15 protein-coding genes are annotated in these 24,806 nt (G+C 60.3%); 7 read left to right on the plus strand and 8 right to left on the minus strand.

The window, feature by feature from the left end:
* Positions 1–185: 185 nt before the first annotated feature.
* Both JNN07_18730 and JNN07_18735 read left to right on the plus strand, forming a co-directional pair.
* Positions 186–398, plus strand: a complete 213-nt coding sequence (locus tag JNN07_18730) for a hypothetical protein (protein ID MBL9169782.1) — start codon at positions 186–188, stop codon at positions 396–398.
* On the plus strand, positions 350–844 hold the full coding sequence (locus JNN07_18735; GenBank protein ID MBL9169783.1) for a nucleotidyl transferase AbiEii/AbiGii toxin family protein: 495 nt from the start codon (positions 350–352) through the stop codon (positions 842–844). Before JNN07_18730 ends, JNN07_18735 begins: the two co-directional genes overlap by 49 nt.
* 298 nt (positions 845–1,142) lie before the next feature.
* On the opposite strand, the gene JNN07_18740 is transcribed toward JNN07_18735, so the two are convergent.
* The 6 genes from JNN07_18740 to JNN07_18765 form a co-directional block, all read right to left on the minus strand.
* On the minus strand, positions 1,143–4,346 hold the full coding sequence (locus tag JNN07_18740) for a hypothetical protein (GenBank protein MBL9169784.1): 3,204 nt from the start codon (positions 4,344–4,346) through the stop codon (positions 1,143–1,145).
* A gap of 9 nt (positions 4,347–4,355) precedes the next feature.
* Complete coding sequence (locus JNN07_18745; GenBank protein ID MBL9169785.1) at positions 4,356–4,724, minus strand: BlaI/MecI/CopY family transcriptional regulator; 369 nt, start codon at positions 4,722–4,724, stop codon at positions 4,356–4,358.
* A 592-nt stretch (positions 4,725–5,316) separates the two neighbouring features.
* Complete coding sequence (gene dprA / locus JNN07_18750) at positions 5,317–6,432, minus strand: DNA-protecting protein DprA (protein ID MBL9169786.1); 1,116 nt, start codon at positions 6,430–6,432, stop codon at positions 5,317–5,319.
* Positions 6,433–6,722: 290 nt separating this feature from the next.
* The gene (locus JNN07_18755; GenBank protein MBL9169787.1) at positions 6,723–8,159 is read right to left on the minus strand and encodes a hypothetical protein; all 1,437 of its coding nucleotides are present in this window, start codon (positions 8,157–8,159) and stop codon (positions 6,723–6,725) included.
* 17 nt (positions 8,160–8,176) lie between these two features.
* Positions 8,177–11,359 (minus strand): efflux RND transporter permease subunit, encoded by a 3,183-nt coding sequence (locus JNN07_18760; GenBank protein MBL9169788.1) that lies wholly within the window; start codon positions 11,357–11,359, stop codon positions 8,177–8,179.
* Positions 11,343–12,602: an efflux RND transporter periplasmic adaptor subunit gene (locus JNN07_18765; protein MBL9169789.1), complete on the minus strand. Its 1,260-nt coding sequence runs from the start codon at positions 12,600–12,602 to the stop codon at positions 11,343–11,345. Before JNN07_18765 ends, JNN07_18760 begins: the two co-directional genes overlap by 17 nt.
* A gap of 175 nt (positions 12,603–12,777) precedes the next feature.
* Between JNN07_18765 and JNN07_18770 the strand changes: the two genes are divergently transcribed.
* Both JNN07_18770 and JNN07_18775 read left to right on the plus strand, forming a co-directional pair.
* Positions 12,778–17,181, plus strand: coding sequence for a HEAT repeat domain-containing protein (locus JNN07_18770; GenBank protein ID MBL9169790.1), 4,404 nt, complete (start codon positions 12,778–12,780; stop codon positions 17,179–17,181).
* Positions 17,182–17,223: 42 nt separating this feature from the next.
* Positions 17,224–17,703: a GreA/GreB family elongation factor gene (locus tag JNN07_18775; protein ID MBL9169791.1), complete on the plus strand. Its 480-nt coding sequence runs from the start codon at positions 17,224–17,226 to the stop codon at positions 17,701–17,703.
* Between the two features lie 185 nt (positions 17,704–17,888).
* Here the strand turns inward: JNN07_18775 and JNN07_18780 are convergent, their stop codons facing one another.
* Positions 17,889–18,053: a hypothetical protein gene (locus JNN07_18780; protein ID MBL9169792.1), complete on the minus strand. Its 165-nt coding sequence runs from the start codon at positions 18,051–18,053 to the stop codon at positions 17,889–17,891.
* Between the two features lie 8 nt (positions 18,054–18,061).
* Between JNN07_18780 and JNN07_18785 the strand changes: the two genes are divergently transcribed.
* The 3 genes from JNN07_18785 (at position 18,062) to JNN07_18795 (ending at position 24,019) form a co-directional block, all read left to right on the plus strand.
* Positions 18,062–19,828, plus strand: coding sequence for an FAD-dependent oxidoreductase (locus tag JNN07_18785; protein ID MBL9169793.1), 1,767 nt, complete (start codon positions 18,062–18,064; stop codon positions 19,826–19,828).
* A gap of 118 nt (positions 19,829–19,946) precedes the next feature.
* On the plus strand, positions 19,947–21,179 hold the full coding sequence (locus tag JNN07_18790) for a PmoA family protein (protein MBL9169794.1): 1,233 nt from the start codon (positions 19,947–19,949) through the stop codon (positions 21,177–21,179).
* A 53-nt stretch (positions 21,180–21,232) separates the two neighbouring features.
* A complete protein-coding gene (locus JNN07_18795) occupies positions 21,233–24,019 on the plus strand; it encodes a hypothetical protein (GenBank protein ID MBL9169795.1) in 2,787 nt (928 codons plus the stop codon).
* On the opposite strand, the gene JNN07_18800 is transcribed toward JNN07_18795, so the two are convergent.
* The gene (locus tag JNN07_18800) at positions 23,998–24,783 is read right to left on the minus strand and encodes a hypothetical protein (protein ID MBL9169796.1); all 786 of its coding nucleotides are present in this window, start codon (positions 24,781–24,783) and stop codon (positions 23,998–24,000) included. The two genes, JNN07_18795 and JNN07_18800, sit on opposite strands and share 22 nt — an antisense overlap.
* Between the last annotated feature and the right edge of the window lie 23 nt (positions 24,784–24,806).

Consider the following 24,806-nt stretch of genomic DNA (forward strand, 5'->3'; position numbering starts at 1 on the left):
CCACCACACACCACCACTCCTCAGGAAAACCACCTATTCCATTGGGCCACTCCACCACCACCGCTTTCACCTTAGTTTCTTCGTGTGGTTCGTCGAGGGGACAAGTGCAGAATCTAGGATAGCGAGTGAGCCTCACGCCAAGAGTAAGCTTGTTAACGGCAGGTGAAGAGTGTTACGCATCACCCATGAATGCCGACGACTCCACCAAGGTCATTGGTCGACGCCGTCCCGGAAAGGGCGGGCTGGATTCCGCCAACGGCTTTTTGAAGCTGGTCATCAGCCTGCGCGGCGAGAAACCATTCATTCCGCGCGGCGTATACCGGTTCAGCAGTCACGAAGAAAAGGATGCATGGACTCTGAAGATGCTCACCCGCCCGACTCGCGTCCCCCCACGCTAGAGGACCTGCTCCTCCTTTGCCGCAGCCTGAATGAGACTGGGGCACGATATCTCGTCGTGGGTGGTTTCGCCGTCATGCAACACGGATTTACCCGGGCGACCGAAGATATCGACCTCTTGGTCGAGTCGTCGCCGGAGAACCAGGCCAAGGTCAAAAAGGCTTTGGAAGCATTGCCCGACAAGGCGGTACTCGCGCTGGGTGACGACGATTTGCGCAACTGGGTGGTGGTGCGCGTGGCGGACGAGATCGTAGTCGATCTCATGCTCGCCGCCTGCGGGATCGGCTACGAGGAGGCGAGTAAGGAGATTGAGATCGTCCACCTGCAAGGAGTGCCGATTCCGTTCGCGTCGCCCGCCCTGCTCCTGCGCATGAAACAGACCCATCGCGAAAAGGACCATTTGGACCGGATGTTCCTGGAACGAAAGCTTCGCGGCGAGAATCCCTGAGCGCCGCCGAGAGCCCATCGGACGTCTTCAAGACGCGCTGGACGTATTTGGAGTTGACCGTGAAGCGGTCCGACAAGGTTTATAGTTCCGATTTCCGGCAGACCTCCCCCGCTTTGGCCTTCCCGGCGTAGCTCTGATCCCCCTCCGGGGGTGCCGAAAAGCGGTAGAGGTCTACCGCACTCCAAGACGCTTCGCGACGCGCGGAACGCTTTGGAGTGCGTGCACCCCTGTGCCGCTTTTGTCCCCCCAGAGTAGCTGGGATCCCCCTCCGGGGTAACGAAAAGGGCGTACCCACTGGTTACCGATTCGGCACGCGGATCTCCCGGAGCTGTATGGTTCCCAGCTCGACAACTTGGTCCTCCTGACCCGGCTTGGCCTCGGGGACCTCGAACGTGCGTTCCGAAGCAAACGGGGGCGGTGCCGGTTCGGGCACCAAACTCATCGCTCCTTGCCGAGCATCAATCCGCAGACCGTACCTACCCGGAGCAACGACGTCCGACCGAATCGTTCCGTCACGCGCTACCGGAACCCTGATCACTCGAGCTCGAGCCAGAACTTCACCCACCTCAGTTGATTCGGCGAAGCGCTGCCGAGCCTCGGTCGAAGGCAGAGCCTCCAACCGCTGACGAAGCGCAACCAGATCTTCGGTTTCCAACAATGCCGAGAAAGCCTGGAAAGGAAGGGAGGAACGATCGTTAGGCAAGACGAACTTCGCATGAATTTTTCTCTCGCTGCCTCCGAGATCCAACCGTGTGACTTGCCCACCCTGGGCCACAACTTGAGTCACGTCGCGAAACCAGCCGGTTGTCGCGGAAAGCTTCACGTGGTGGCGGATGGTCACAACACCGGGCGGTACGTAGAGCATCCGATATCGCCCCTCGGCATCCGTCACAAATTCATGAGTTCGTGCATCGAGGACCAGAGGAGCAGAGCGAGCCATGTCAGCTCGAAGCGATGCGTTCCCGTCGGAAAGGGTAGCCCAGAGACTCTCCCTGTTGGGATAGCCACCGATACCCGGTAGTGTCAGGTTCAGGACCTCGTTCGAAGCCGGCCGCGCACTCATCTTGAAAGAGCCATGGATCTCAGCCCATGGCTCGAGTCGGAGAGTCGGGGATTTGAGAAACGCATCGACCGGGACTTGAGCGATCCCCATCTCACTCACAGCAACCACGGCGCGCACACCATCGAAGCGCGGCAGCGTAAACCGGCCATCTTGATCCGTCATGCCCAATTGACCCGTCTCATGAGAATCGTTCATGAATCGCCCCCTTCCAACTACAACCCATGTTCCCGGTAGCGTCACCGCCACCTCCACACGAGGGGCCGGTGCGCCAGAGGGAGAGAGGACGACTCCGGTCAGCTCAGCTCCAGGAACCCGCACTGTAGTTACGGGATTCTTCAAGTACGTTAGCATCGGGTGCGACCCGAGACTAGGCACCTCGAGGTCTTGCGTCAGGCTTTGCCCAGGCTGAACAACCACCTCCATCAGCGGAACGACTGAAAACCCACTGAATGAAGGATCCCCTAGAGGCTCCTGGAGACTAATACCAATCGTAGCCGGTGGCACACTGGAAAACTCGAACCTCCCTTCGGCGTCTGTGGTGACCTCACCGAGGCCGTTGATCGTGATGTCAGTATCGCCCGCCAGGCTGAGCATCAACTTCCTTTTGGCCAAGCCTTGGCCAGCGCGCTTCAAGGTTCCCCGCAAATGCCCGAACGGTTCCAACCGAATCACGGGTTGGGTCTTCAACTGCTCCAAGCTCACCAGCGCCCACCCAGCGCGTGAATTCACCAGAACGTGCGTGAGATCCCAAGGCGGCAGGAAGGCAAACGTCCCATCCTCCTGGGTGGATTGAGCCCAGTGCTTCTTAGGATGACCTTCCGTCCACCCGCTACGATCAGAGGCTAGATCAAAATAGCTCTGCACAAGCAGCACTGGCACCCGAGCCCCCGGCTTTCCGTCAGGCAAAAGCACCTTTCCTCGGGGTCCATCGCCCTTCGTCAACTTGAAGTCGAGTTCCGTGTGATCTCCTAGGAGGATGGTTCCTCCCCCCGGAATGTAACCCTCCGCTTCGATCCGCAGCGCAGGCTGCGGAATTCCTTTGCGAACCAGGACGTGGTAACGGCCTTGGAGATTCGAAGTGACCTCGGAAGCTTCCCAACTAAAACGATGGAACTCCTGCCCTCCCACCGTGACTCGAAACTTGGGCAAAGGCTGCAAGCTCGTCGCATCCAGCACTCGTCCTGCGACCTGCCAGGCCCAGGATAAATCCGGAACCGGTTCAGCGTTTGCGGCCTGGGCGGCGGTTTTGGGTCCCGGGTCACTCGGCTTTCTGACGAGACCACTCGCCGAAGGCGACTGCCCATCCGTCAAACCCACCCAGCCCACCAGCGCCAGCAGCGCGATTGCGAACAGGGACCAGCGTCGATGTGGGCGATACTGCAAAATCATGCGAAGACGCCGTTGCATTTGCGTTCGGTCCTCGAGAATCCCTACACCGCCCGGCACCGATCCCCGCGAATGAATCTGCTCCAGCAACTTCACCACGGTTTCGCCATAGCCCTCACCCGTGGTCGCACCCGAACACTCCAAAGCCAGATCGTCGCACGCGGCCTCGCGATCGGCCCGGATCCGGGCAAAAGCCCACCAGATCATCGGATTGAACCAGTGCAGGATCTCAAGGCCAGTCATCAGCCAGTTCTGCCACAGATCTCCCCGTTTGAGATGGGCCAATTCGTGAAGAAAGATGTAATCGAGTTCTTCCGGGTTGAACCGCTCCGACATCCCGGGAGGCAGGAGCAGCTTTCGCCGAAACAAACCGAAGAGGGCTGGGCTTTCGGTCAATGAGGTCTCGATCAGTTGTACGGTTTGATGAACGCCACACGTTAACCGACACCGTTCGAATTGGCTGATCAACGTCTGGCTCACCGCGTTGGCGTTTCGTCCAAGCGCGAGGTTGAATCGAATCGACCGAGTCAGAACCACGCCAGCCAAAAGGACCACACCCCCGCCCCACAGAAATATCAGCAGCGAGGTCCAGTCCCAGTCACTCCGGCGAGCCTCGACGGAAGGAGCACCCACTCCGACCCGGTGCAACGCCGAGGGGGCACTCACAGCAGACTCCCCCGGTGGATGCGGAGGCGGGGGCAATGTGGCAGGCGTTAAATCGGGAACAGCCAATGAAGCGTCGAGAGCAGAACGGCTGGGAGTCTGAACAGGAGGCATCGATCCGCTGCTCTCGATCGAAACCTCTCCGCCGGCGACCCGTACCGACGCCGGCTTCACCCAATTGAACACGCTCAGAGAGCTCTCCGGAGCCCAGGGCAACATCAGCTTGAGAAGCACCACCCACCACAATGCGTAACGCCAGCGCGGCCGTAGCTGCTTCTGGAACATCCACTGCACGGCCAGCACGACGAGCACTAAGACGCTGGCCTGCAGAGTCGGGGTGATCAACCACTCACGGAAGGCGGACACCAGCGGAGGAGGCAATGCATTCATGGCAATAGGTCATTTTTCTTTGAGCATGCGACGCAACTCCGCCAGCTCCTCCTTGCTCAACTTGCGATGCTCCACGAAGTGCGCCAGCATCGGTTTCAAAGACCCGCCGAAGATGCGGTCCAAAAACGATTCACTGGCAGCCGCCACACATTCCCGCTCGGTCACGAGCGGACGATACAAGTAGATGCGGCCTTCCTTCTCAAATCCCAAGGCACCCTTTTTGACCAGGCGATTGAGGAAGGTCTTCACCGTCTTGGGATGCCAGTCGTCGCTGGAAGAGAGCTCGTCAATGATATCCTGAGCCGTCCGAGGTGAACTGGCCCAGCAGAGTTTCATGATCTCCCATTCGGTGTCGGAAATGCGTGGAGTCGGTTTCATGGCGTATCGATTACGGATGTAATGCATTGATTGTTTACGCCTGTAATCGATACAGCGCAAGGGAAATATTTGGAATGAACGACCGCCGGACTAACCACGGATTTCTCAGATGACACAAATGAAGAACCAAGTCCCCGACCTGAATCTGCCGCCGAGAACCCGCAGGGTTCAAAGGGATTAGCCGGGGCGTGGAGCGCAGCGGCACCCCCGGTCTGGCATCCCCCTATTCAACAGCACCCTGAAAGGGTGCCACCGGTCGGCGAAGGGACTGACGAACAGAACAGGCTTGTTGGGTAGGGGTGACGCAGGTCTCAGAGGCCGGTGGCATCGCTGCGCGATGCTCCGTACTTTTAACAATTCCGGGGGTGCGAGCACCCCCGGCTAAATCTCTTTGAACCCTGCGGGTTCGGGGTGTGCTGCCCAGATGAGAAACGCCGGTATCGCACGTCTTGTTTAGTCATTGGTCGGTTAAACCGTGTCGTGCCCACCGCGGTCCATGCAGAGAAGTGCCTCGGTCCAGTTCCCCTCCTCCCGCGTCTCTGCGCCCTTCCCGCCTCTGCGGTGCAAATTCCACCGATCCCTTTCACAACATTCACTCCCCGCCCCCCGATCGCAAGAAGATCTTCCCCGGCTGCTGCGTCACGACGCGCTTCATCTCCAAGCTGAGCAGACAGACGGACACCACCGAGACCGGTAAACCAGTGGAACGGGTGAGCTCATCGATCGAGCGCGACTCCAGCCCCAACGCCTCCATCACCTTCCGCTCGTTCTCGGAGAGCGCCACGAGCGGCAACTCGCCCGACTCGTTCGGTCCAGCCGGCCGATTCGTCGGTGGAAACAGATACTCAAACTCGCTCAAGATATCCTCCGCACCTTCGCACAGTTTGGCTCCCTTCTTGATCAATTCGTGACAGCCCTTGCTGCGCGGCGAGTCAATTCTCCCCGGCACTGCAAAGACCTGCCGCCCATACTCGGTGGCGAAGTTTGCGGTGATCAGAGCACCGCTGCTCAGGTTGGCTTCGACTACCACGGTGCCGAGGGTCATCCCCGCCACGATCCGATTGCGAATGGGAAAGGACTGCTTGTCTGCCGGACGATCAAAGGGGAACTGGGTCATTACGGCCCCTTGGGACGGAATCCGCTCGAACAGCTTCACATTCTCCGGAGGGAAGACCAAGTTGATCCCCGTGCCGAGCACCGCGATGGTTCGTCCCCCGGCGCTCAACGCACCTTGATGCGCCGCGGTATCGATCCCCCGAGCCCCACCGCTCGCCACCGTGACACCCATATAGGCCAGCTGGTAGGCCAGCTTGCGCGCCGTCTCGATGCCGTATGGTGTGTTCTGTCGCGACCCCACCAGCGCCACCGCATTCTTGTCGCGAGGGCTGAGCGTTCCTCGGTAATAGAGCACGATCGGTGGATCATAGATTTCTCGCAGCGACGCTGGATATTCCTCTTCATCCTGGGTCACCACCTGACAGTCAAACTCGCGCAAGCGCTTCAGCTCGCGAGTCAGATCCACATGATCCTGCCAGCGGGCAATCGCCTCAGCCGTATCCGCCCCGATGCCGTGAACTCGCAGCAGCTGATCTTCCTGTGCCGCGAGGATGGCTTGGGGTTCTCCAAAGTGGTTAAGCAGATGACGGAGCCGAACCGGCCCCACATGCTCGATCATGTTCAACGCGATCAACGCTTCTTTTCGCTGCATAGCTTCTCCTTGATGAAATCTCCGCGGAAAAGACAGAGCACCGAACACACATGCGGCTGTTGCCTCCCCCTCGGAAGGAACGTGATGTATCCGAGAAGCGGGCCTGGTGCTAGAAAAAAGAGTGGAATGTCGCGCGAGGTCCGCGAGGGATTGGTTCCGAGTAATGTTGAATCCGCACCAAGACAAGTTTCCGACTCCGTCGGGTCCAGAAAAGCTGTACGGGGCCCCGAACCCGCAGGGTTCTCGACGGTGGATTCAGAAAGACATCCGAAGAAGCGAGCCCCCCCTTATCACGGGGTCCAAACGAAGGTGTTGATGGATTTGCCCAAGACCTGAGGTGAGAAGGCCTGAGCACCTGCCCCCACCCTGACGGTCGATTCCTGCGTCCCACAATGCACCACCACCAACACGAGCTTCCCATCCGGATTTCGAAAAGCCACGTGCTTGAGATCCGCACGCGCGGAGGTGCTCTCGATCCGAACCGCTCCGCGCTGAACAAACCTCATGAACTGACCGTAGACATAGTATTCCAACAGCCGCTCCGGTTGGAGGGTTTTGGAGTTCAGCTTTACAATTGCATGCGTTGCCGGAAACGGGCCGTTGTTTGGCTTTCCCTGATCGTCCAGCATCACCACCCAGGCGTTGTAGCTTGAGGCCCAGTTTCGCAGCCGATCGAGCAGCTGCCCAGCACCGTCGAAGCCAAAGACGGATCCTTCGGTGAAATGAATGGGCTTCCGGGGAAACTCCTGGTGAAAGGCCGTCATCCCTCCGGGCTCTCCAACATAACCATGGAAGGCCACCCCGTCGACAAACGCGGCGGCCCGGGGATCCGATAGAATCGTTCGCGGATGAGGCAAGCCGGCATCATCCCCCTGGGCAACCAGGTTGTAGTTGTGATCGTAGCACCAGATCTTCGTCTTTAAGCCAGCCCGGCGGAAGGCGGGCCCCAAATGGTCCCGAATGAAATCACGCTCCTGCTCGCCGGTCCAGTGACACGAGGGATAAAACCATTTGGGATCCTTCTCCTTTTGACGATCGACTCCAGGCTCGTTCTGAACCGTGACCGCATAAATCGGAACTCCCTCAGCCTGATAGGACCTCACGAACCGGACAAAGTAGTCGGCATAGACCGAATAATACTTCGGCAGCAGTGATCCCCCGATCACAGATCCGCTGGTCTTCATCCACCCTGGCGGGCTCCACGGCGAGGCAAAGAATAACAGCTTGGGATTCTTGCGCAGCGCCAGACGCAGCATGGGAAGGACATAGGCCTTGTCCTTGCGAATGCTGAAGCGTCGAAGGCCGGTGTCCGTCACACCGGGATCCAGATCGTTGTACGTGTACCAAGGATCGCCGGTAAAATCTGACGATCCGATGCAGACGCGCATCAAGTTCATCCCGATTCCCGAGGCCGGATCCACCAGCTGGGTCATCAGCAGTTCCCGATCCTCCGGTAGCATTCTCCAGAGGTTCGAGCAGGTCGTAGCCTCCAAAGAGGCCCCCATCCCAAGCATGGTCTGGAAAACGATCGTGGCATCCACTTTCACGTCAGCCGAAGGAGCATCGGCTGCGGCGGCCGTCGCAAGCGCGGATAGATCTGGCTGAGGGGTGAGCTTGTGAGTGAGCGCTTCGGTAGTGGCCCACCAAGCAACACGCCCATCGGCAGCCGACGCCGTGCTCAAGATGACCAGGCCGAACATCCACACGATCGCGATTCGGGTGAGCATAGGGATCTGCATGTGATTTAATGGCCCGCGCCCGACCAGGCGGCCCCACCTTCCGGAGCCACAGCCCCAGGCGAGCGGGGTATCGAAATGCTTCGACGGGCAGTCAGCAACGAATAGGCCACCGGCGTGACCAACAGCGTCAGCAAGAGCGAGAGGCTCTGCCCTCCGATAATCACCAGAGCGGTCGCGCGTCGCTCCTCGGCACCCGGGCCGTTGCCGATCGCCAGAGGAAGCATCCCCACCACGAAGGTCAGGGTCGTCATCAGGATGGGGCGCAAGCGATCCCGGTTGGCCTGTACGATGGCCACCATCGGCTCCAATCCTGAGCGCCGCAGATGATTCATATGATCCACCTGGAGAATGGCGTTCTTCTTAACCACACCAAAAAGCACTAGTAGTCCCAGCGCGGAATATAAATTGAGCGTGCCTTGCGCCGCCCAGAGAGTGAAGAGGGCAAAAGGCACCGTCAGCGGCAGCGAGAGCAAGATGATCAGCGGATCCAAAAGACTCTCATACTGGGAGGCCAGAATCATATACATGAAGAGAACCGACAGGAGAAACGCCCAGAGGAATTCGCGAAAAGTGGTCTCCAGTTCCCGGCCTCGACCGACGACGCGCGTGGAATATCCCGCTGGCATCTCCAGCTTGGCCGCAGCGTCCCGGAGTGCCTCAATACGGTCGGCCAAACCATAGCCCGGAGCCACCGATCCTCGCAGGCTCACCTGCCGCTGACGATCCAACCGATCGATGCGCGAGGCCCCCTGCCCCGCAGTGATCTCCACGAGATTGTCCAACCGCACGAGCGCACCGTTCTTGGCTGGAACATAGAGACGCGCAATGGTGGCCTCGTCTTTACGATCGGTGTCCGTCAAGCGCAACTGCACATCGTAGTCATCGTTGACCGCCTCGTCCCGGAAGCGGGAGACACGCGGGTCCCCACCCACCATCAACCGAAGCGCCGTCGCCACATCCGCCACGGCCACGCCCAGGTCCGCAGCGCGAGCCCGATCAATCGCCACTCGTGTTTCCGGCGAATCGAGCTTCAGGGTGATATCCGCATCGACAACCCCGATGTCGGGAGCCAGCTTCCGCAGCCTCTCCGCATAGTCGCCTAAGGTCTTCAAATCGGGTCCGAGCAGGGAAAAATCGATTTCGGCGCCGCTGCCTCCCAGGTTGAACGATTGCGACGGCCGGATGCTGGGACGGAGCGCCGGGTACCGGGACAGGCGCTGCCGAATCTGCTTAACCACACTCTGCTGCGTGATGGTATCCCGAAAGGCTGCCAGGGGCCTGCCCCGGGAAAGCTCATAGGCCAGGCGCCCAAAGGAGAACAGCCGTTCCGAGTGGGGCTTGAGCTTGATAAAGGCACGAACCTGGTTCAGCCCGCCCAACCCGCTGCCCACCGAGGCGAGGACCGTATCCACACCCGGGAGATCGCGAAGCTCCGACTCGACCACCCGGGTGAGTTCATCCATCGCCGCCAAGCTAAGCCCCTCCGGCGCCCGTACATTCAAATCGATCTCACCTTCGTCCGCGTTAGACGGAACGTACTCCTGCCGGATCAGCGAATACAGCGGCACGCTGGAAAGCATGAGCACGCCGGAGACTCCCAAGACCAGGACCCGATGGCCCAACGAAAAGCGAAGGAGTCGCTCATACCCACGATCCACATAGCCATAGATCCCGGATCTGGATCGAGGACCATCTGCCCCGCCGCGGCGCGAGCGACGAAACAAACGGGCGCTCATGACCGGAGTCAGGGTGAACGATACCAGCAAACTTACCAGAACCGCCACTGCCGCCGTGATCCCGAACTGATAGAGGAACCGACCCGAGATGCTGGACATGAACGACACCGGCACAAAGATCACGACCAGACTCAACGTCGTGGCGAGCACCGCCAGACCGATCTCCTCAGTAGCCGCCCGTGCCGCCTCCCAGGAGTCCATCTTCTTTTCCTCCACGAAGCGAAAGATATTCTCCAGCACCACGATGGCATCGTCGATCACGATGCCCACCATGAGCACCAAAGCGAGCATCGTCACGCTGTTGAGGGTAAAGCCCAAGGCCCACATCATGCCGAATGTGGCGATCACGGAGGTAGGGATAGCCACCCCGGCGATTACGGTTGCCCGCCAATCCTTCATGAACATCAGAACTACCAGACAGGCCAGCAGACTACCGGCGACCAGGTGGACCTGAATCTCACGCTGCGCCTCGAGAATGTAATTCGACTGATCACGGATGACCTCGAGCTTCACATCGGGAGGCAGCTCTCCTTCAATCGACGCAAATTTCGACTTCACCCCTGATATGACGTCGACGGTGTTGGCTCCAGATTGCCGCTTCACGTCCAGAGTCACGGCGGGAACGCCGTTCAAGCGAGCGAGTTTACGCATTTCCTTGGTGCCATCCTCGGCACGTCCGACATCTTTGATGCGAATCGGGGTTCCGTTGACCGTCGCGACCACGAGATCGTTGAACTTGGCCGGATCGCTCACCTTTCCGAGGGTGCGCAAGGTTCGCTCACGCAAGCCGGAAGTTACGTTCCCGCCGGGGGATTCGGCATTCTGGCTGACGATGGCATCGCGCACCGCCGTGATGGGAATCTGGTAGGCCGCCAGGCGATCGGCATCGACCCAGATACTGATCGCCCGCTCCACGCCTCCGACGATTTCCACCTCCCCGACCCCGGCCGATCGTTCGAGCTGAACCTTCACAACCTTGTCAGCCAGTTCAGTGAGTTCGCGGGGGGAACGATCCCCCGACAGGGCGATGCTCAGAATGGGCGTCTGATCGTTGTCCAGCTTGGAGATGATCGGCGGATCCGCCTCTCGCGGCAGATCCCGCACTACGGTCGCGACGCGCTCACGCACGTCCTGCGCCGCCGCCTCGATGTTGCGATTGAGCTCGAACGTGACGATGATGAAGGACGATCCCATGCCTGAGATCGACCTCAGCTCCTTGATGCCCTCGATCGTGTTGACGGCCTCCTCGATGCGCTGAGAGACCTGGGCCTCCACCTCGGCGGGAGAGGCGCCCGGCAGCGTCGTGCGGACGTTGACGGTGGGAAGATCGACCGACGGTGATCGATCCACGCCCAAATGCCAATAGCCCACCGATCCCACCACCACCAGCGAAAGGATCAGCATCGACGCGAAGACGGGACGACGCAGGCAAATCTCAGCGAGCCGTTGCATTGAGCTCCTCGTGAACCGGCTGTTGGGACCGCAGCTTGCCCGGATTCAGAATCACACGGTCACCCGCCGCCAGACCGTCGACGATCTCCACCCAAGGCTCCGCGCGTCGCCCGGTGGTCACACCTCGCTCCACCGCCTTCCCTTCCTTGAGCAGGAACACCTTATCCAAGCCGACAAAGCTGGTGATAGCCGACTCTGGAACGCACAGGCCGGGGTCATCCTTTCGGATCACAATCTCCGCTTCGGCGAACAGCCCGGGCCGCAACGCTGGGTCCGTCGCAACATCGGCCTCCACCAACAACATCCGATTGGAGTCGGTTAGAATCGGGCTCACCCGAGCGATCTCGGTCTGGTACACCGCTCGTGCACGTCCCACTCGAACTCGAACGATCTGTCCTGGTCGGATCTCGGTGGATTCCAATTCGGGGACCTCCAAACGCAGCCGCAGCGGGTTCACCGCCGCGATCACGAGGAGCGGGGCGCCCCCCTGAACAAACTCGCCCGGACTGGCCAGCCGTTCCTGGACCACACCATCGAACGGGGCGCGGGTCGTGGAGTCGGAAAGCTGCTTGCGGGCGATATTCAGCTCGGCCCGCCGCTGCACAACCAAGGCTTGGCGAGCGCGCACGGACTCGACCGCTTCCTGGTAGCGACTGACCGCCACCGCATGGGCAGCCTCCGTGGCATCGAGATCGGTTTGGGGGGCCAGCTTCTCCAGAACCAGCTGACGCACCCGGGCACGATTCTTAAAGGCCTCATCGAGCAAGGCTTTGGCTTCTCTCACTGCGCCCGACGCTTCGACCTCCACCGCGTCATCCTCACCGCTCAAAGGGAGCCCGATGGCAGCCCGAGCCTGGGACAAAACGGCCTCGGCCTGCTTGACCCGAAGCTCATAATCGGTCAGATCGACCTGCGCCAGCTTGTCTCCTTTGCGAACCACACTTCCGATGTCCACGGCGATGAACTCCAATCGTCCGGCCACCTTCACGCTCAGCGTGCTCTTCTCGCGTGCGTAAAATGAGCCCGAAACTTGGACGCTCCGTTCCATGGGACGCAACTCGGCCACTGCCGTCCGGACCGGTTTTGATGGCAACGGGGCTTCTGCGCTACTGGCCTTCGAGGGACCCGACCGCGGGCCGCAGGAACACAGCGACAGCAGGAGCAAGGCGCCCAGGAAGCAGCCGATCTTGGGGCCTCGCCACCCGGTGAGCCCAGCGCTAAAGCGGCAGAGTGTTCGATACATGCTCAAGAGAATAGTGCCCAATCCGGGAAGGAACACCTACCCGCGTAGGGAATAAAGACATACTTGCGAAAGAAATAGACGGTGGCAAGATCAGGCCCCACCAATCTACTTGAACAATTCCTTCCCTTCCCAAGTCCATTTTTCCTAGCATCATCGCCTTAAGACTCAAATGCACATGCGAACTCTGTTAATTGCCGCCACCTGGGTGCTCGCCAACCTGATGGCCACAGCGCAACCCGCCGTCCGACTGGAACTCAAGTCGGGAGACCACGTCAGCCTCGTGGGCAACACGTTGGCCGACCGTTTTCAGCACAGCGGGTGGCTGGAGACCCTCATCGTCGCCAAGCACCCCGCTCACAACCTCATCTTTCGAAACCTTGCGGTCGCCGGGGATGAAATCACCCTCCGTCACCGCTCCGAAAACTTCGGAACACCAGAGGATTGGCTGAAAAAGACCGAAACCGACGTCATCTTCGCCTTTTTCGGGTTCAACGAGTCATTCAAGGGTTACGAGGGTCTGGAAAAGTACAAGGCCGACTTGGATAAATTCCTGAAGGAAACCGCCACTAAGAACTATTCAGGCAAAGGGGCCCCGCGAATTGTGCTCTTCTCCCCCATCGCCGCCGAGAGGCATCAGGACCCCAACTTCCCGGATCCGGCTCGCATCAACGACAGCCTAAAGGATTACACCGCCGCGATGGCGGATGTCGCGCGCGCCAATGGCGTCCAGTTCGTGAACCTGTTCAATCCTTCCCAGCAGCTATTCGCCGCGGCTGCTCGCCAGGGTCAGTCCCTCACCGTCAACGGGCTGCACCTGAAAGAAACGGGGGATAAACAGCTCGCTCCGATCATCTTCAGCGAACTCTTTGGCGAACCGGCACCCGCCGGAAACTTCGAGAAACTCCGCGAGGCGATCAACGAAAAGAACGCGCAGTGGCATGCGCGGTACCGCACCATCGACGGCTACAATGTCTACGGTGGCCGATCCCAGCTGAGCTTCGAAAGCGGCAAAGGAGGCCCGAAGATCACGAACTACAAAGTCATGCAGGAAGAGATGAGCCAGCGCGATGTGCTTACCGCCAACCGCGACAAGCGGGTCTGGGCCGTCGCCAAGGGAGGCGACCTGACTGTGGAGGACTCCAATCTGCCCCCCACCACCAAAGTGCTCTCCAACAAGCCGGGTCCCAATCCGGATGGCACCCACGTTTTCTTGAACGGTGAGGAAGCCATTTCCAAGATGACCCTGCACTCCGGCACCAAGATCAACCTCTTCGCAGCGGAGGATAAGTTCCCGGAGTTGATCAATCCGGTGCAGATGGCTTGGGACACCAAGGGACGCCTCTGGGTCTCCGTCTGGCCGAACTATCCCGGCCGCACTCCTGACAGCAAGGTTGGCGACAGCCTCCTCATTTTCGAAGATGTCGATGGCGATGGCAAAGCCGACAAGTGCACGCACTTCCTCGACGATCTTAACGCCGCGACTGGGTTCCAATTCTACAAGGACGGCGTGTTGGTGGTGCAAGCGCCCGACCTGTGGTTCGTCCGCGACACAGACGGCGACGGCAAAGGCGACTGGAAGGAACGAGTGCTGATGGGTCTGGACTCGGCTGATTCACATCATACCGCCAACGCGGTTTGCCTCGATCCCGGTGGCGCGATCTACCTCAGCGATGGCGTTTTCCATCGCACGCAGGTAGAAACCGAACGAGGTCCTTTGCGGAACAACGACGGAGCCATCTATCGGTTCGAGCCGCGAACCGGCAAGTTTGAAACCTACGTTGCCTATGGTTTCGCCAATCCCCATGGCCGGGTGTTCGATGCCTGGGGCAATGACATCATCACCGACGCGACCGGCAATGCCAACTACTTCGGCGCGGCCTTCAGCGGGCATATTGATTACCCCAACAAACACGGCGGGATGAGGGAGTTCTGGAACCGCCCTTCCCGCCCGTGCCCGGCCACCGGAATCCTGACCAGCCGGCACTTTCCGGAGGAGTTCATGGGGAATTTCCTGAATATCAATGTCATCTCGTTCCAAGGAATCTATCGAGTCAAAGTCACCGACGAAGGCTCGGGGATTAAAGGTGAGACCTTGGAACATCTGATCTCCTCGAGTGACCCGAATTTCCGTCCGATCGCCATCAGCACAGGGCCGGATGGAGCCATCTATTTCGCGGACTGGCACAATCCGATCATCGGGCACATGCAGCATCATTTGCGCGATCCGAACCGCGATCGCGGCCATGGACGACTCTACCGCATCACCTACGAAGGTCGCCCGCTTTTGAAGCCGGCCAAGATCGACGGGGAGCCCATCGAGAAGCTGTTGGCCCTGCTCAAGGAACCGGAAAACCAGACCCGCGAGCTGGCCAAGATCGAACTGGGCGAACGCAACACGGCCCAAGTGGTGGCCGCCACCAAGAAATGGGCCGCGAGCCTCGACAAGCAGGACCCGAACTACGAGCACCAGATGATGGAAGCTCTTTGGGTTCACCAATGGCACAATGTTGTTGATGCTGATTTCCTGAAGCGCATGCTGTCCTCGCCTGAACCCAGAGCCCGGGCAGCGGCGGCCCGCGTTCTTTGCTACTGGCGAGATCGGGTTCCCGACGCGCTGGCACTCTTCAAAACGCTAGCCAATGATGCCCATCCGCGCGTTCGCTTAGAGGCAGTTCGAGCGGCCAGCTTCTATCGGAGTGCCGAGGCGGCCGAAGTCGCGCTCACCATTCTAAAGCAGCCGACGGACTACTACCTGGACTACACGCTCAAGGAGACGCTCCGGCAACTCGAGCCGTATTGGCGGAAAGCCATCGCCGCCGGACAACCCCTCGCCGCCGACAATCCGGCGGGCATCAATCACCTCATCAACAGCGTCAACACCGCTGAACTGCTGAAGCTCCCCAAGACCCCGGGAGTTTTGGAAGCCATATTGATCCGTCCCGGCATTCAGGACTCGGATCGCAACGTGGCCCTCGACTCGTTGGCCAAGGCGCGCAAGAACAACCGCGTCAACCAACTCCTGACCCTGGTCGACTCCAAGGGATCCACTGAAGCCGCCGCCGCCAGCCTCGCCCGGCTGTTCCCATTCCAGCTCGCGGAGGAACTGGCGCCGGCGCGGGACCGAATCGCCAAGCTGGCCACCAGCGCGGCATCCCCCGACCTCCGGTCCGCTGCCTGGAGCGCCTTGGCTCTGGCCGACAACAGCTTCGACCGCGTGTGGACGGAAGCCTCCAAGTCCCCGGCGGTCCTGTCAGACCTGCTCAACAGCATTCCAGCCCTCACGGATTCCGACTTTCGGGCCCGAGCCTACAACCGAGTTAGGCCTCTCTTGGGAGACCTGCCAGCCCAGTTCCAGGCGGAGGCAGCCAACGCCAAGGCGAACGCGCGATATGTTAGGATCGAGCTTCCCCGCCGAGGCACGCTCACTCTCGCGGAGGTGCAGGTGTTTAGCGACGGCAAGAACATCGCCCCCGAGGGCAAGGCCAAACAGTCGTCCACCTCGAATGGCGGCGACGCGGGCAAAGCCATCGATGGGCGCACCGACGGATCCTTCTCCAGCGGAACGCAAACCCACAGTCAGGAGAACGAAAACAATCCCTGGTGGGAGCTGGACCTTGGTAGCGGCCGCCCAGTGGATTCCGTCGTAGTCTGGAACCGGACTGAGGGCCAACTCGGGCAGCGTTTGGAAGGCTTCACCTTGACGCTCTTCGATGCGGACCATCGGGAAATCTTCAAGCAAGCCGGGAACCCTGCCCCCGCCGAGAGCGCCAAAATCAAGGCGGGCCAGGACACCATCGGCAGCCTGCGTCGCGCCGCCATCCGGGCCAGCGTCAGCATGAACCACGAGCCCGAAGCGGTCTTTACCGCGCTCGCCGACCTGATCGATCGACGCGAGCAGGTCACAGCCGCGGCCCAAGGCATGCGAGTATTGCCTCGCGCCGCCTGGCCCAAGGCTCGTGCGGGTGAAGCCGCCGTCTCCCTGGTGGCGTGGGCTAAGAGCATTCCGTCAGGAAGCCGCACCGCCCAGGACTTCATCGAGACCGTCCAGTTCGCCAGCGATCTCGGCGGCCTGCTTCCTCCCGACAAAGCTACTGAGCTTCGCCGCGAGCTGAAGACCCTTCGAGTACCGGTTTTCGTCATTCGCACCGTTCGCGAGCAAATGCGCTACGATACGCCTCGTTTGGTGGTGGAGCCTGGAAAGGCGATCGAGATCATTTTCGAGAATGCCGACTTCATGCCGCACAACCTGGTGATCGTACGTCCGGGTACTCGCGAGAAAATCGGAAACGCCGCCGCCCTCATGAAACCGGATGAGCTCGATGGACGCGGCCGCGCCTACACTCCCAACACCCCAGACATCCTGGCCGCCACCAAAATGCTGGATGCGGGCCAGCGCGTCACCCTCAGCCTCACGGTGCCCAATGAGGAAGGTGAATTGGAATATGTGTGCACCTTCCCGGGGCATTTCCAGCTGATGTGGGGTCGGCTGGTCGTGACTCGTGATGTGGACGCCTACCTGCAAGCGCATCCGGAGGCTCCCCTGCCGACCGCCGGGGCGCATGCCGACCACGACAAGTAAGCAACCGTCCGCGAGCTCCGATCCTGGAACCTGTCGAATCGCGTGAAAAAAGGCGTATTGATCAAGAAGGTCATCGCACGGCTCTCTGAAGAGCTGGAGCTCTATGCTTCAGCAGCTCGTGCGTCGCATGCAGAAGCGACGCACGAGCAAAGTCGTGCTGATAACAAATATGATACTCGGGGACTCGAGGCCGCCTATCTAGCCCGAGGGCAGTCGCGTCAGGTCGCGGAGGTTGAGTTGGCCATCGAACAGTTCCAGAAGATGGCGCTTCGAGATTTCTCGCCCGAAGATCCCATCGATTTGGGAGCCTATGTGGAGGTCCTTTCCAAACAAGGCACCAGCCACTATTTCATCGGCCCGCGCGCTGGGGGTACGGAAGTGGAGCATGATAAGAAGGAAGTTTTGGTGATAACCCCGCAGTCTCCGCTAGGCCAGCAGTTGGTCGGGAAAAAGCAGGGCGAAAAGCTCCAGATCGAGATAGCCGGAACGCGATCCGAGTATCGAGTGACCAAAGTGGCTTAGCTGAGGGGTTGGGCAAAAAAAGGTAGGGAGAGACTCCGTCGAGCCGTGATGGGCCCTGGGTCCACGAACAGAACGAGGTTGCGTCGTGGAGAGCCGAGGTGGCAACGATCGTTCGTCGTGATTGCCACACCCGGGTGGCATGGATAGGCTCCCCTTCAATCGCCACACCGATGAAGACGATCCCATCAAGGCTCTCCCTGCCACTCAACCGCCGACAGTTCGTTATCTCCGGCTCCACACTCGCCGCGGGCGCGCTCACGGGATGCCAGACGACCGGGGTTCGTCAGAGGCATGGCATCATCGACACTCACACGCATTTTTACGATCTTCAACCGGAACGCCAAAGCCATTTACCGTTATGTCAGCTAAGATCTCCTTGAGAACCCCGCGAGCCTCCACCCTCGGCCGGAGAAACTTCATACGATCACTCGGAACGGCTGGCCTAGGTGTGGGCCTCGGCGTTCTGGCGAGCCCCGTCTCCGCAAGGTCACTGTTTGAAGCGGCAGCGCGGGAGCGCGGCCGTCGGGAGATGACAGCAGATATTCTGATCGTGGGGGGAGGCCTGGGAGGATGCGCGGCAGCGCTAGCAGCGCTTGAAGCGGGAAAACACGTAATCCTGACCGAGGAAACCGATTGGATCGGCGGCCAACTCACCCAGCAGGGAGTGCCTCCCGATGAAAACCGCTGGATTGAAACCCATGGGTGCACACGCACCTACCGTTCGCTGCGGAATGGAATCCGCGATTACTACCGCCGTCATTTCCCACTCCTCCCCGAGGTAGCATCTCGCGCTCACCTCAATCCGGGCGACGGAAACGTGTCCCGATTGTGCCACGAGCCCAAGGTCGCGCTGGCTGTTTTGGAATCTCTGCTGGCGCCCTACCAAGCCAGCCGTCAACTCGTGATTCTGCTCGAACATCATGCCATCGCCGCGGAGACGCAGGGCGACTCCGTGCTAGGTGTTACCCTCCGAAGCCAGCGCTCGGGCGGCACGGTGTCGGTTCGGGCGCCCTACTTCATCGATGCCACGGAGCTGGGAGACTTGCTCCCGTTGGCTCGTGTGGAATTCGTTACCGGAGCGGAGGCGCGCCGCGCGCACGGTGAACTCCATGCTCCCGAGATTGCTCAACCAGCCAACCAGCAGGCGTTCACGGTCTGCTTCGCCGTCGACCATGTCAGCGGCGCAGATCACCGGATCGAAAAACCTCGCGAATACCCGTTTTGGCGGAGTTATCTACCCCAGCTCACCCCGCCCTGGCCCGGCCCGTTGCTCAGTCTCACCTATTCCCATCCGGTGACACTCCAGCCCCGCACGGTAGGGTTCAGTCCGATCTCCGAAACCACTGGTGATCTGCTAAACCTCTGGCGGTACCGCCGAATTGCCAGGCAGTCTCAGTTCAAGCCCGGGGCCTATCCCGGAGATATCTCCCTGATCAACTGGCCGCAGAATGACTATTGGCTGGGCAACCTGGTGGGGGTTAGCGACGGAGAAGCAACCCGGCATGTGCGCCGGGCCAAGCAACTCAGCCTGTCGTTGCTTTATTGGCTCCAAACAGAAGTTCCACGGGTTGATGGAGGAACCGGTTGGCCAGGATTGCGGCTCCGAGGCGATCTGATGGGCACCGAGGATGGTTTGGCTAAATACCCCTACATTCGGGAGTCTCGAAGGATTCGCGCCGTCTACACCGTGGCCGAAACGGATTGCGGCCGTCAGGCGCGAGCGCAGTTGACCGGCGCATCCGAAACCGCGGTGAAGGCCAAAGACTATCACGACACGGTGGGCATCGGACATTACAACATCGACCTGCATCCCAGCACCCAAGGGGTCAACTACATCGATGTACCATCGCTGCCCTTCCAAATTCCTCTCGGTGCGCTGCTCCCGATCCGCGTTAAGAACCTGCTCCCTGCCTGCAAAAATCTGGGTGCCACCCACATCACGAACGGCTGCTATCGGCTGCATCCGGTGGAGTGGAACATTGGAGAGGCGGCTGGGGCACTGGCGGCTTTTGCCTTGGATCGCCGAGAGCCCGTTCACGCCGTCCGCGAGAAGCCTGCGCTGCTGCGCGATTTTCAAGCACGCCTGGAGCAACGCGGCGTCGAACTGCGCTGGCCCGCAACGTAGTGTGGGGAGGACGGCTGAGGCGGCCCACGCTACAATTGTGGCGTCGTCCGTGTCGGACGATTCCCCAGCCCATTTTTCGCCTCGCTCCGAAGCCGTCATTTTGTCATACCAGCCCATCATGCGCACGCGACTCACTCTACCCAGTCTGCTTAGCTCCCTACTCCTGACGCTCTCAGCAACCGCGAAGGAAGCGGTTCCCACCTGGGTGATCGAGGTCCAAGCGGGTGCGCAGGCCCGCTCGCAAACGGTCGCAGTGGTCGCCTGCCCTCCCGAACTGGCCGGAGCGAGTTGGATTAAGCCCGAGAACGGCAAACGAATCCCCTTTCAGATCGATCGCCAGGGACGGGGATGGTTCATCGTAGACAACCTACCCGCGGGGAGCAGTCGCCGGTATGTGGTGGATCTCAAACGGAAGGCTTCAGAAAAACCACGGGGCTGCACCCTGGAATTCATCGGGAATGCGCTGCTTTACCGCCTCGATGGCCAGCCCGCCTTCCAGTTTCAGCAAGGACTCAGCCCCCTGCCCCGACCGGACATCAAGCCCATCTTTCGGCGCGGCGGATACCTGCATCCCGTGTTCACTCCCTCAGGCACCCTGGTCACCGATGATTACCCCACGAACCACGTGCATCACCACGGGATCTGGTCGGCGTGGACCAAAACGATTTTTGAAGGACGCCAGCCTGATTTCTGGAACATGGGAGAGGGCAAAGGAACCGTGATCCCACTCAGCCTGGACGGATCCTGGGATGGTCCGGTGCAGGCTGGGTTTCGCGCGCGTCACCGCCACCAAGATCTCACCATAACCCCGCGACGAACCGCCTTGGAGGAAAACTGGGAAGGCCGCCTCTACGCCTTGGGAGGCAAGAAAGCAGGCCACTTCATCTTCGATCTGATCCAAGAGCAAACCTGCGCAACCGGAAGCCCACTGGAGCTGCCCGAGTATCATTACGGCGGCATGGGACTGCGAGGCTCGGAGCAATGGCAAGGCGCAACCAGGGCCTTTTTTCTGACTTCGAACGGTGAGACCAACCGCGTCAAAGGCCACGCTACCAAAGCCAACTGGTGCGCGATGAGCGGATGGGTCGATGGCCGTCTGGCCGGAATCGCAGTGCTCTGCCATCCACAGAATTTTCGCGCGCCTCAGCCCATGCGCATCCATCCTGATGAGCCCTTCTTTTGCTACGCACCTCCACAGGAGGGGGCTTTCCGAATCAGTCCCGAGCAGCCCTATGCGGCTCGCTACCGTTTCGTGGTGTTCGATGGAGCCCCCGATGCAGCAAAATTAGAAGCCCTCTGGCAGGACTATGTCCATCCCGTGGAAGCTACCTTGCGGCAAGCGAAGCCCTGAGTCCGGGAACCGATAATTGCATCGGCCTTCAACCTGGTGTATAGAATGGGGACATGCGCCCCTGTGCTCTGAGCCTGTTGTTGGTACTCTCTCTCCGCCTTTCCCTGGAAACCAAGGCCGAGATCGTGGTGGATGGAATCAGCCATCGGGAAGTGGCGGTGGATGCAGCCAGCTTCCGGGTACGGTCCGAGGCTGGGTTTGGCTACGAATGTCGGCTCAACGGCCACCCGATTCCAACAGATCGCTTTATCTCCTGCGCCGCCGATTACTACGATCTGAGCATCCGCCGGACCCAGCTCACCTCAGGTGAAACCTCCGATCGCTTGATTCAATTCATCGTTCGCTCGAGTCAGCGCGGCGGTTCTGAAGTCGGCCTCCGGCCCTGGGTTCCTCTGCCGCTCATCCAATCAGCGCCCGCCGAATTTGAGGGCTCACAACTGCTGCTCATTGGCCCGCGATCCCTGCCGGTGACCCTAGATCTACCGCTGATTGCCCTGATTCAAAACACTGAAGGCGAGCCGGTCCGAGTGAACGGTCTGGTGATCTGGGACGCGCCTGCGGCTGGATCGCTGCAGATCCGCCGGGGCTATGGATCCACCCTCATCCCAGACACTCAGGGGCCAGGCACTTTCACCTGGCAGACGTCCATCGCCGGATTGGCTCAATCGTTCACCGTGACTCGCGAATCTTCGACAACCTGGACGCCCATCGGTGGAACCCTCGCCGGACGGGTCGAGTGGCCGGAGAACTCCCGGCTCGAGATCACCAATCACTTGATCATCCCAGCGGCAGCCGAGTTGCACGTCGGGGCCGGCAGCATTCTGAAGCTCGCGCCGGGAGTTAACGTGGACGTGACCGGATCGCTCACCGTTTCGGGAACGCTGGCGAACCCCGTTCTCTTCACTCCTGAACGCCGCTCAGCACCATGGGGCGGAATGTTCTTCCGCACCAACAGCTCCCTGGGAAACCTGCGTGGAACGATCCTGACGGGGAGTGGAGCGAATCCGAAGTGGTTTACGGAAAACACCGGTTACAATGTTCACCGCAAGGAGCAGGCTCTCCTCCTCGTGGAAAACGGGGCCGCCGTGACCCTGACCGAGTGCTTTCTCATCGATAACTTCGGTCAAGCAGGGCATGGAAAAAACGCCTTTCTCACTTTGAATCACTCCCTGATCCAGCGCTGCCTGACTGGCGGGGAATATAGCGGCGGATCGGTGAAGCTCATGAACAGCGCGCTGATCGAGTTTCCTCAGGACGACGGTATTTTCGCCGACGACGACAACGACGCCATTTACTTCACCACCGGAGACCATTTCATTCTCAACTCCCTGATCGGCTGGGCCAAGGACGATGCGCTGGATGCCGGCACGGGAGGGCTCGGCTCGATGACGGTGAGCAACTCGTGGATCGAATCCAACTTTCACGAGGGCATGGCCTGGTCGGGGGACAACGGACGCAAGGTCAACGTCGGGCACACCGTGGTGATGAACTGCGGTCAGGGCATCGAAGCCGGCTTCGGAAAGCCGACGGTCCAGGCCGGGGAACTGCTCAGCCTCGGAAACTTGACCGGCGCTCGTTTCGGCGACAACTACGACTGGACCTACGCTGGCTTCTTGCGGATCACCAACTCGATTCTGCTCCATAATTTTCGCGATATTTGGGGCCAGACCTGGACACCAGGAGCCTGGACCAACGAGTTGGACCAGATGGATATCCAGGGAAATCGACTCACGTCGGCCGATCCTCTCTTCCCGCGGAACGCGGCCTGGGATTCTTCTGCGGATGGACCATCACTGGCGCGATTCCTCGGCGCGCTAGCCACCCGACCTGTCGGGGTAGGGTTCGCGCTCCGGGAACCGGAGGTCACTGAAGCGGATTGGACCAACGGCGTTCCCGTGGGGCTGAGCCGCTTTCACACTCAGACCGTCACGGTCACCTACCGGGTGGAGCATTCCTCCGGAGCGCTAATCCGCTCGGGAGAGCTAAACTTCGAGCCGGGAAGGACCATCCACCGAATCCCCCCTATCGAAGCTGCCACCCCGGGTGAGGCTGGATTCTATGTGCTCAAGCTCGATCAGGCCTCCGGCGCCTCGATCACCGGCCGGCTTCGGGCTTTCTATTCACCCCTCGAGCCGAGCGCGCCCTTCACCACCACCTTCATTGGCAAAAGGTCGACGTGGCGATATTGGGACCGAGGATCGGAACCCGCTGGCAACTGGCGAGCTTTGAACTATGCCGATAGCGAGTGGGCCTCCGGTCGCGCCGAGTTGGGATTTGGGGATGGTGACGAGGGAACGATTGTGGCCATCGGCCCGGCTGAGAGCCACTTCACCGGCTATTACTTTCGACGCACCTTCAATGTGGACCAACCGCAGCATCTGACGTCCCTGTCCATCGGTTTGCTGCGCGACGATGGGGGTGTAGTGTACCTCAACGGGACTGAAGTATTTCGCAGCAACATGAGGCCGGGGACGGTCCAATATGAAGATACTGCGGCGGGCAATGCCTCCTCGGAAACCACTTACTATCCGACTAACGTGGCGGCGGCCGGGTTGCTACCCGGGGTGAATGTCATCGCGGCAGAAGTGCATCAATCCCAGACCAACTCCAGCGACCTGAGCTTTGATCTGGAACTGGTGGGGCAACACGCCGCTCCCCGTCCCACCTTGAGATGGGTGAACTGGGAAGGAGACCGATGGCTGGTCTGGCGGCAAGTGGGGTTTGTGCTCCAGAGCGCCGCATCCATCGACGGCCCCTGGACCACGGAATCCAAGGCCCGCTCGCCACAGGCCATTGTCGCGTTGGCGCGAAACCGATTCTATCGTTTGGCGCTTCCCTGAGCAGGTGGCGAGGATGCCGCAGCCTGCGCACGAACCTTGTCGACCCGCTCGAGCAGAGCCTTCCAACTCGCCTCCCCTTCCTCGGCAATCCAGGCTGACTTCGCCTGTTCAAGTTTGGCTTCGATCCCGGCCAAGCGGGTTTGCACCTTCTTCCTCTCCCCCCATTTCAGCTCGGCTTCCATAAGCGTCAGCCAGTTCTCCGGGTAATCCGGAACGAGCTCGACCGCCTTTTGCAGCTGAGCCCGAGCTTTGGATCGACTGCCGACGCTGGCTGGCCACCCCGGGGCATCCTGGTAGAGCATGCCCAAGGAACGAACCGGGGCGGCATGGCGGAATTTTGGGTCAATCGCGATGGCAGCTAGAAACTGCTTCTCCATCTCGGAAACGATTCCCAGCGCGCTGAGCGTGCGCGTCCGAGCAAGCTGTCCGAGGTTCACCGCCAGGTAGTAACGGCCTTGAACCGAGTTGGAATCTCGCCGGATGCTTTCCCGGGCTGCGGCGATGCCCTGCTCGGCGAGTCGGGCTCTTTCACTGGATTGCTGAGAGAACTCTGCCCGGTTGAAGCAGGCGGCCGCAAAGCGCCAATTCAGCTCGACATCATCCGGCTTGGCCTCCAGAGCGGCTTTGGCCTTGAGCCAACGCTGTTCGGCCTGCTCCAGGGTCGCGGCTGGGATCAGGAGTCCACCGAGGCACAAAAGCAGGCCGAGGACCCCTAAAACCAGGGTCCTTCCTGACCGTTGAAGCTCCGAGTTCTGTGTTGCCATGACCTAGTTCCAAACTATAGTAA

The sequence above is a fragment of the Verrucomicrobiales bacterium genome (assembly GCA_016793885.1).
GTDB lineage: Bacteria > Verrucomicrobiota > Verrucomicrobiia > Limisphaerales > UBA11320 > UBA11320.

Excerpts from the sequence above, each read along its gene's own strand:
- JNN07_18730 (MBL9169782.1), top strand. The coding sequence starts at position 186 with ATGAATGCCGACGACTCCACCAAGGTCATTGGTCGACGCCGTCCCGGA.
- JNN07_18735 (MBL9169783.1), top strand. The coding sequence starts at position 350 with ATGGACTCTGAAGATGCTCACCCGCCCGACTCGCGTCCCCCCACGCTA.
- JNN07_18740 (MBL9169784.1), bottom strand. The coding sequence starts at position 4,346 with ATGAATGCATTGCCTCCTCCGCTGGTGTCCGCCTTCCGTGAGTGGTTG.
- JNN07_18745 (MBL9169785.1), bottom strand. The coding sequence starts at position 4,724 with ATGAAACCGACTCCACGCATTTCCGACACCGAATGGGAGATCATGAAA.
- dprA (MBL9169786.1), bottom strand. The coding sequence starts at position 6,432 with ATGCAGCGAAAAGAAGCGTTGATCGCGTTGAACATGATCGAGCATGTG.
- JNN07_18755 (MBL9169787.1), bottom strand. The coding sequence starts at position 8,159 with ATGCTCACCCGAATCGCGATCGTGTGGATGTTCGGCCTGGTCATCTTG.
- JNN07_18760 (MBL9169788.1), bottom strand. The coding sequence starts at position 11,359 with ATGCAACGGCTCGCTGAGATTTGCCTGCGTCGTCCCGTCTTCGCGTCG.
- JNN07_18765 (MBL9169789.1), bottom strand. The coding sequence starts at position 12,602 with ATGTATCGAACACTCTGCCGCTTTAGCGCTGGGCTCACCGGGTGGCGA.
- JNN07_18770 (MBL9169790.1), top strand. The coding sequence starts at position 12,778 with ATGCGAACTCTGTTAATTGCCGCCACCTGGGTGCTCGCCAACCTGATG.
- JNN07_18780 (MBL9169792.1), bottom strand. The coding sequence starts at position 18,053 with ATGGCTTTGGCGTTCCGGTTGAAGATCGTAAAAATGCGTGTGAGTGTC.
- JNN07_18785 (MBL9169793.1), top strand. The coding sequence starts at position 18,062 with ATGTCAGCTAAGATCTCCTTGAGAACCCCGCGAGCCTCCACCCTCGGC.
- JNN07_18790 (MBL9169794.1), top strand. The coding sequence starts at position 19,947 with ATGCGCACGCGACTCACTCTACCCAGTCTGCTTAGCTCCCTACTCCTG.
- JNN07_18795 (MBL9169795.1), top strand. The coding sequence starts at position 21,233 with ATGCGCCCCTGTGCTCTGAGCCTGTTGTTGGTACTCTCTCTCCGCCTT.
- JNN07_18800 (MBL9169796.1), bottom strand. The coding sequence starts at position 24,783 with ATGGCAACACAGAACTCGGAGCTTCAACGGTCAGGAAGGACCCTGGTT.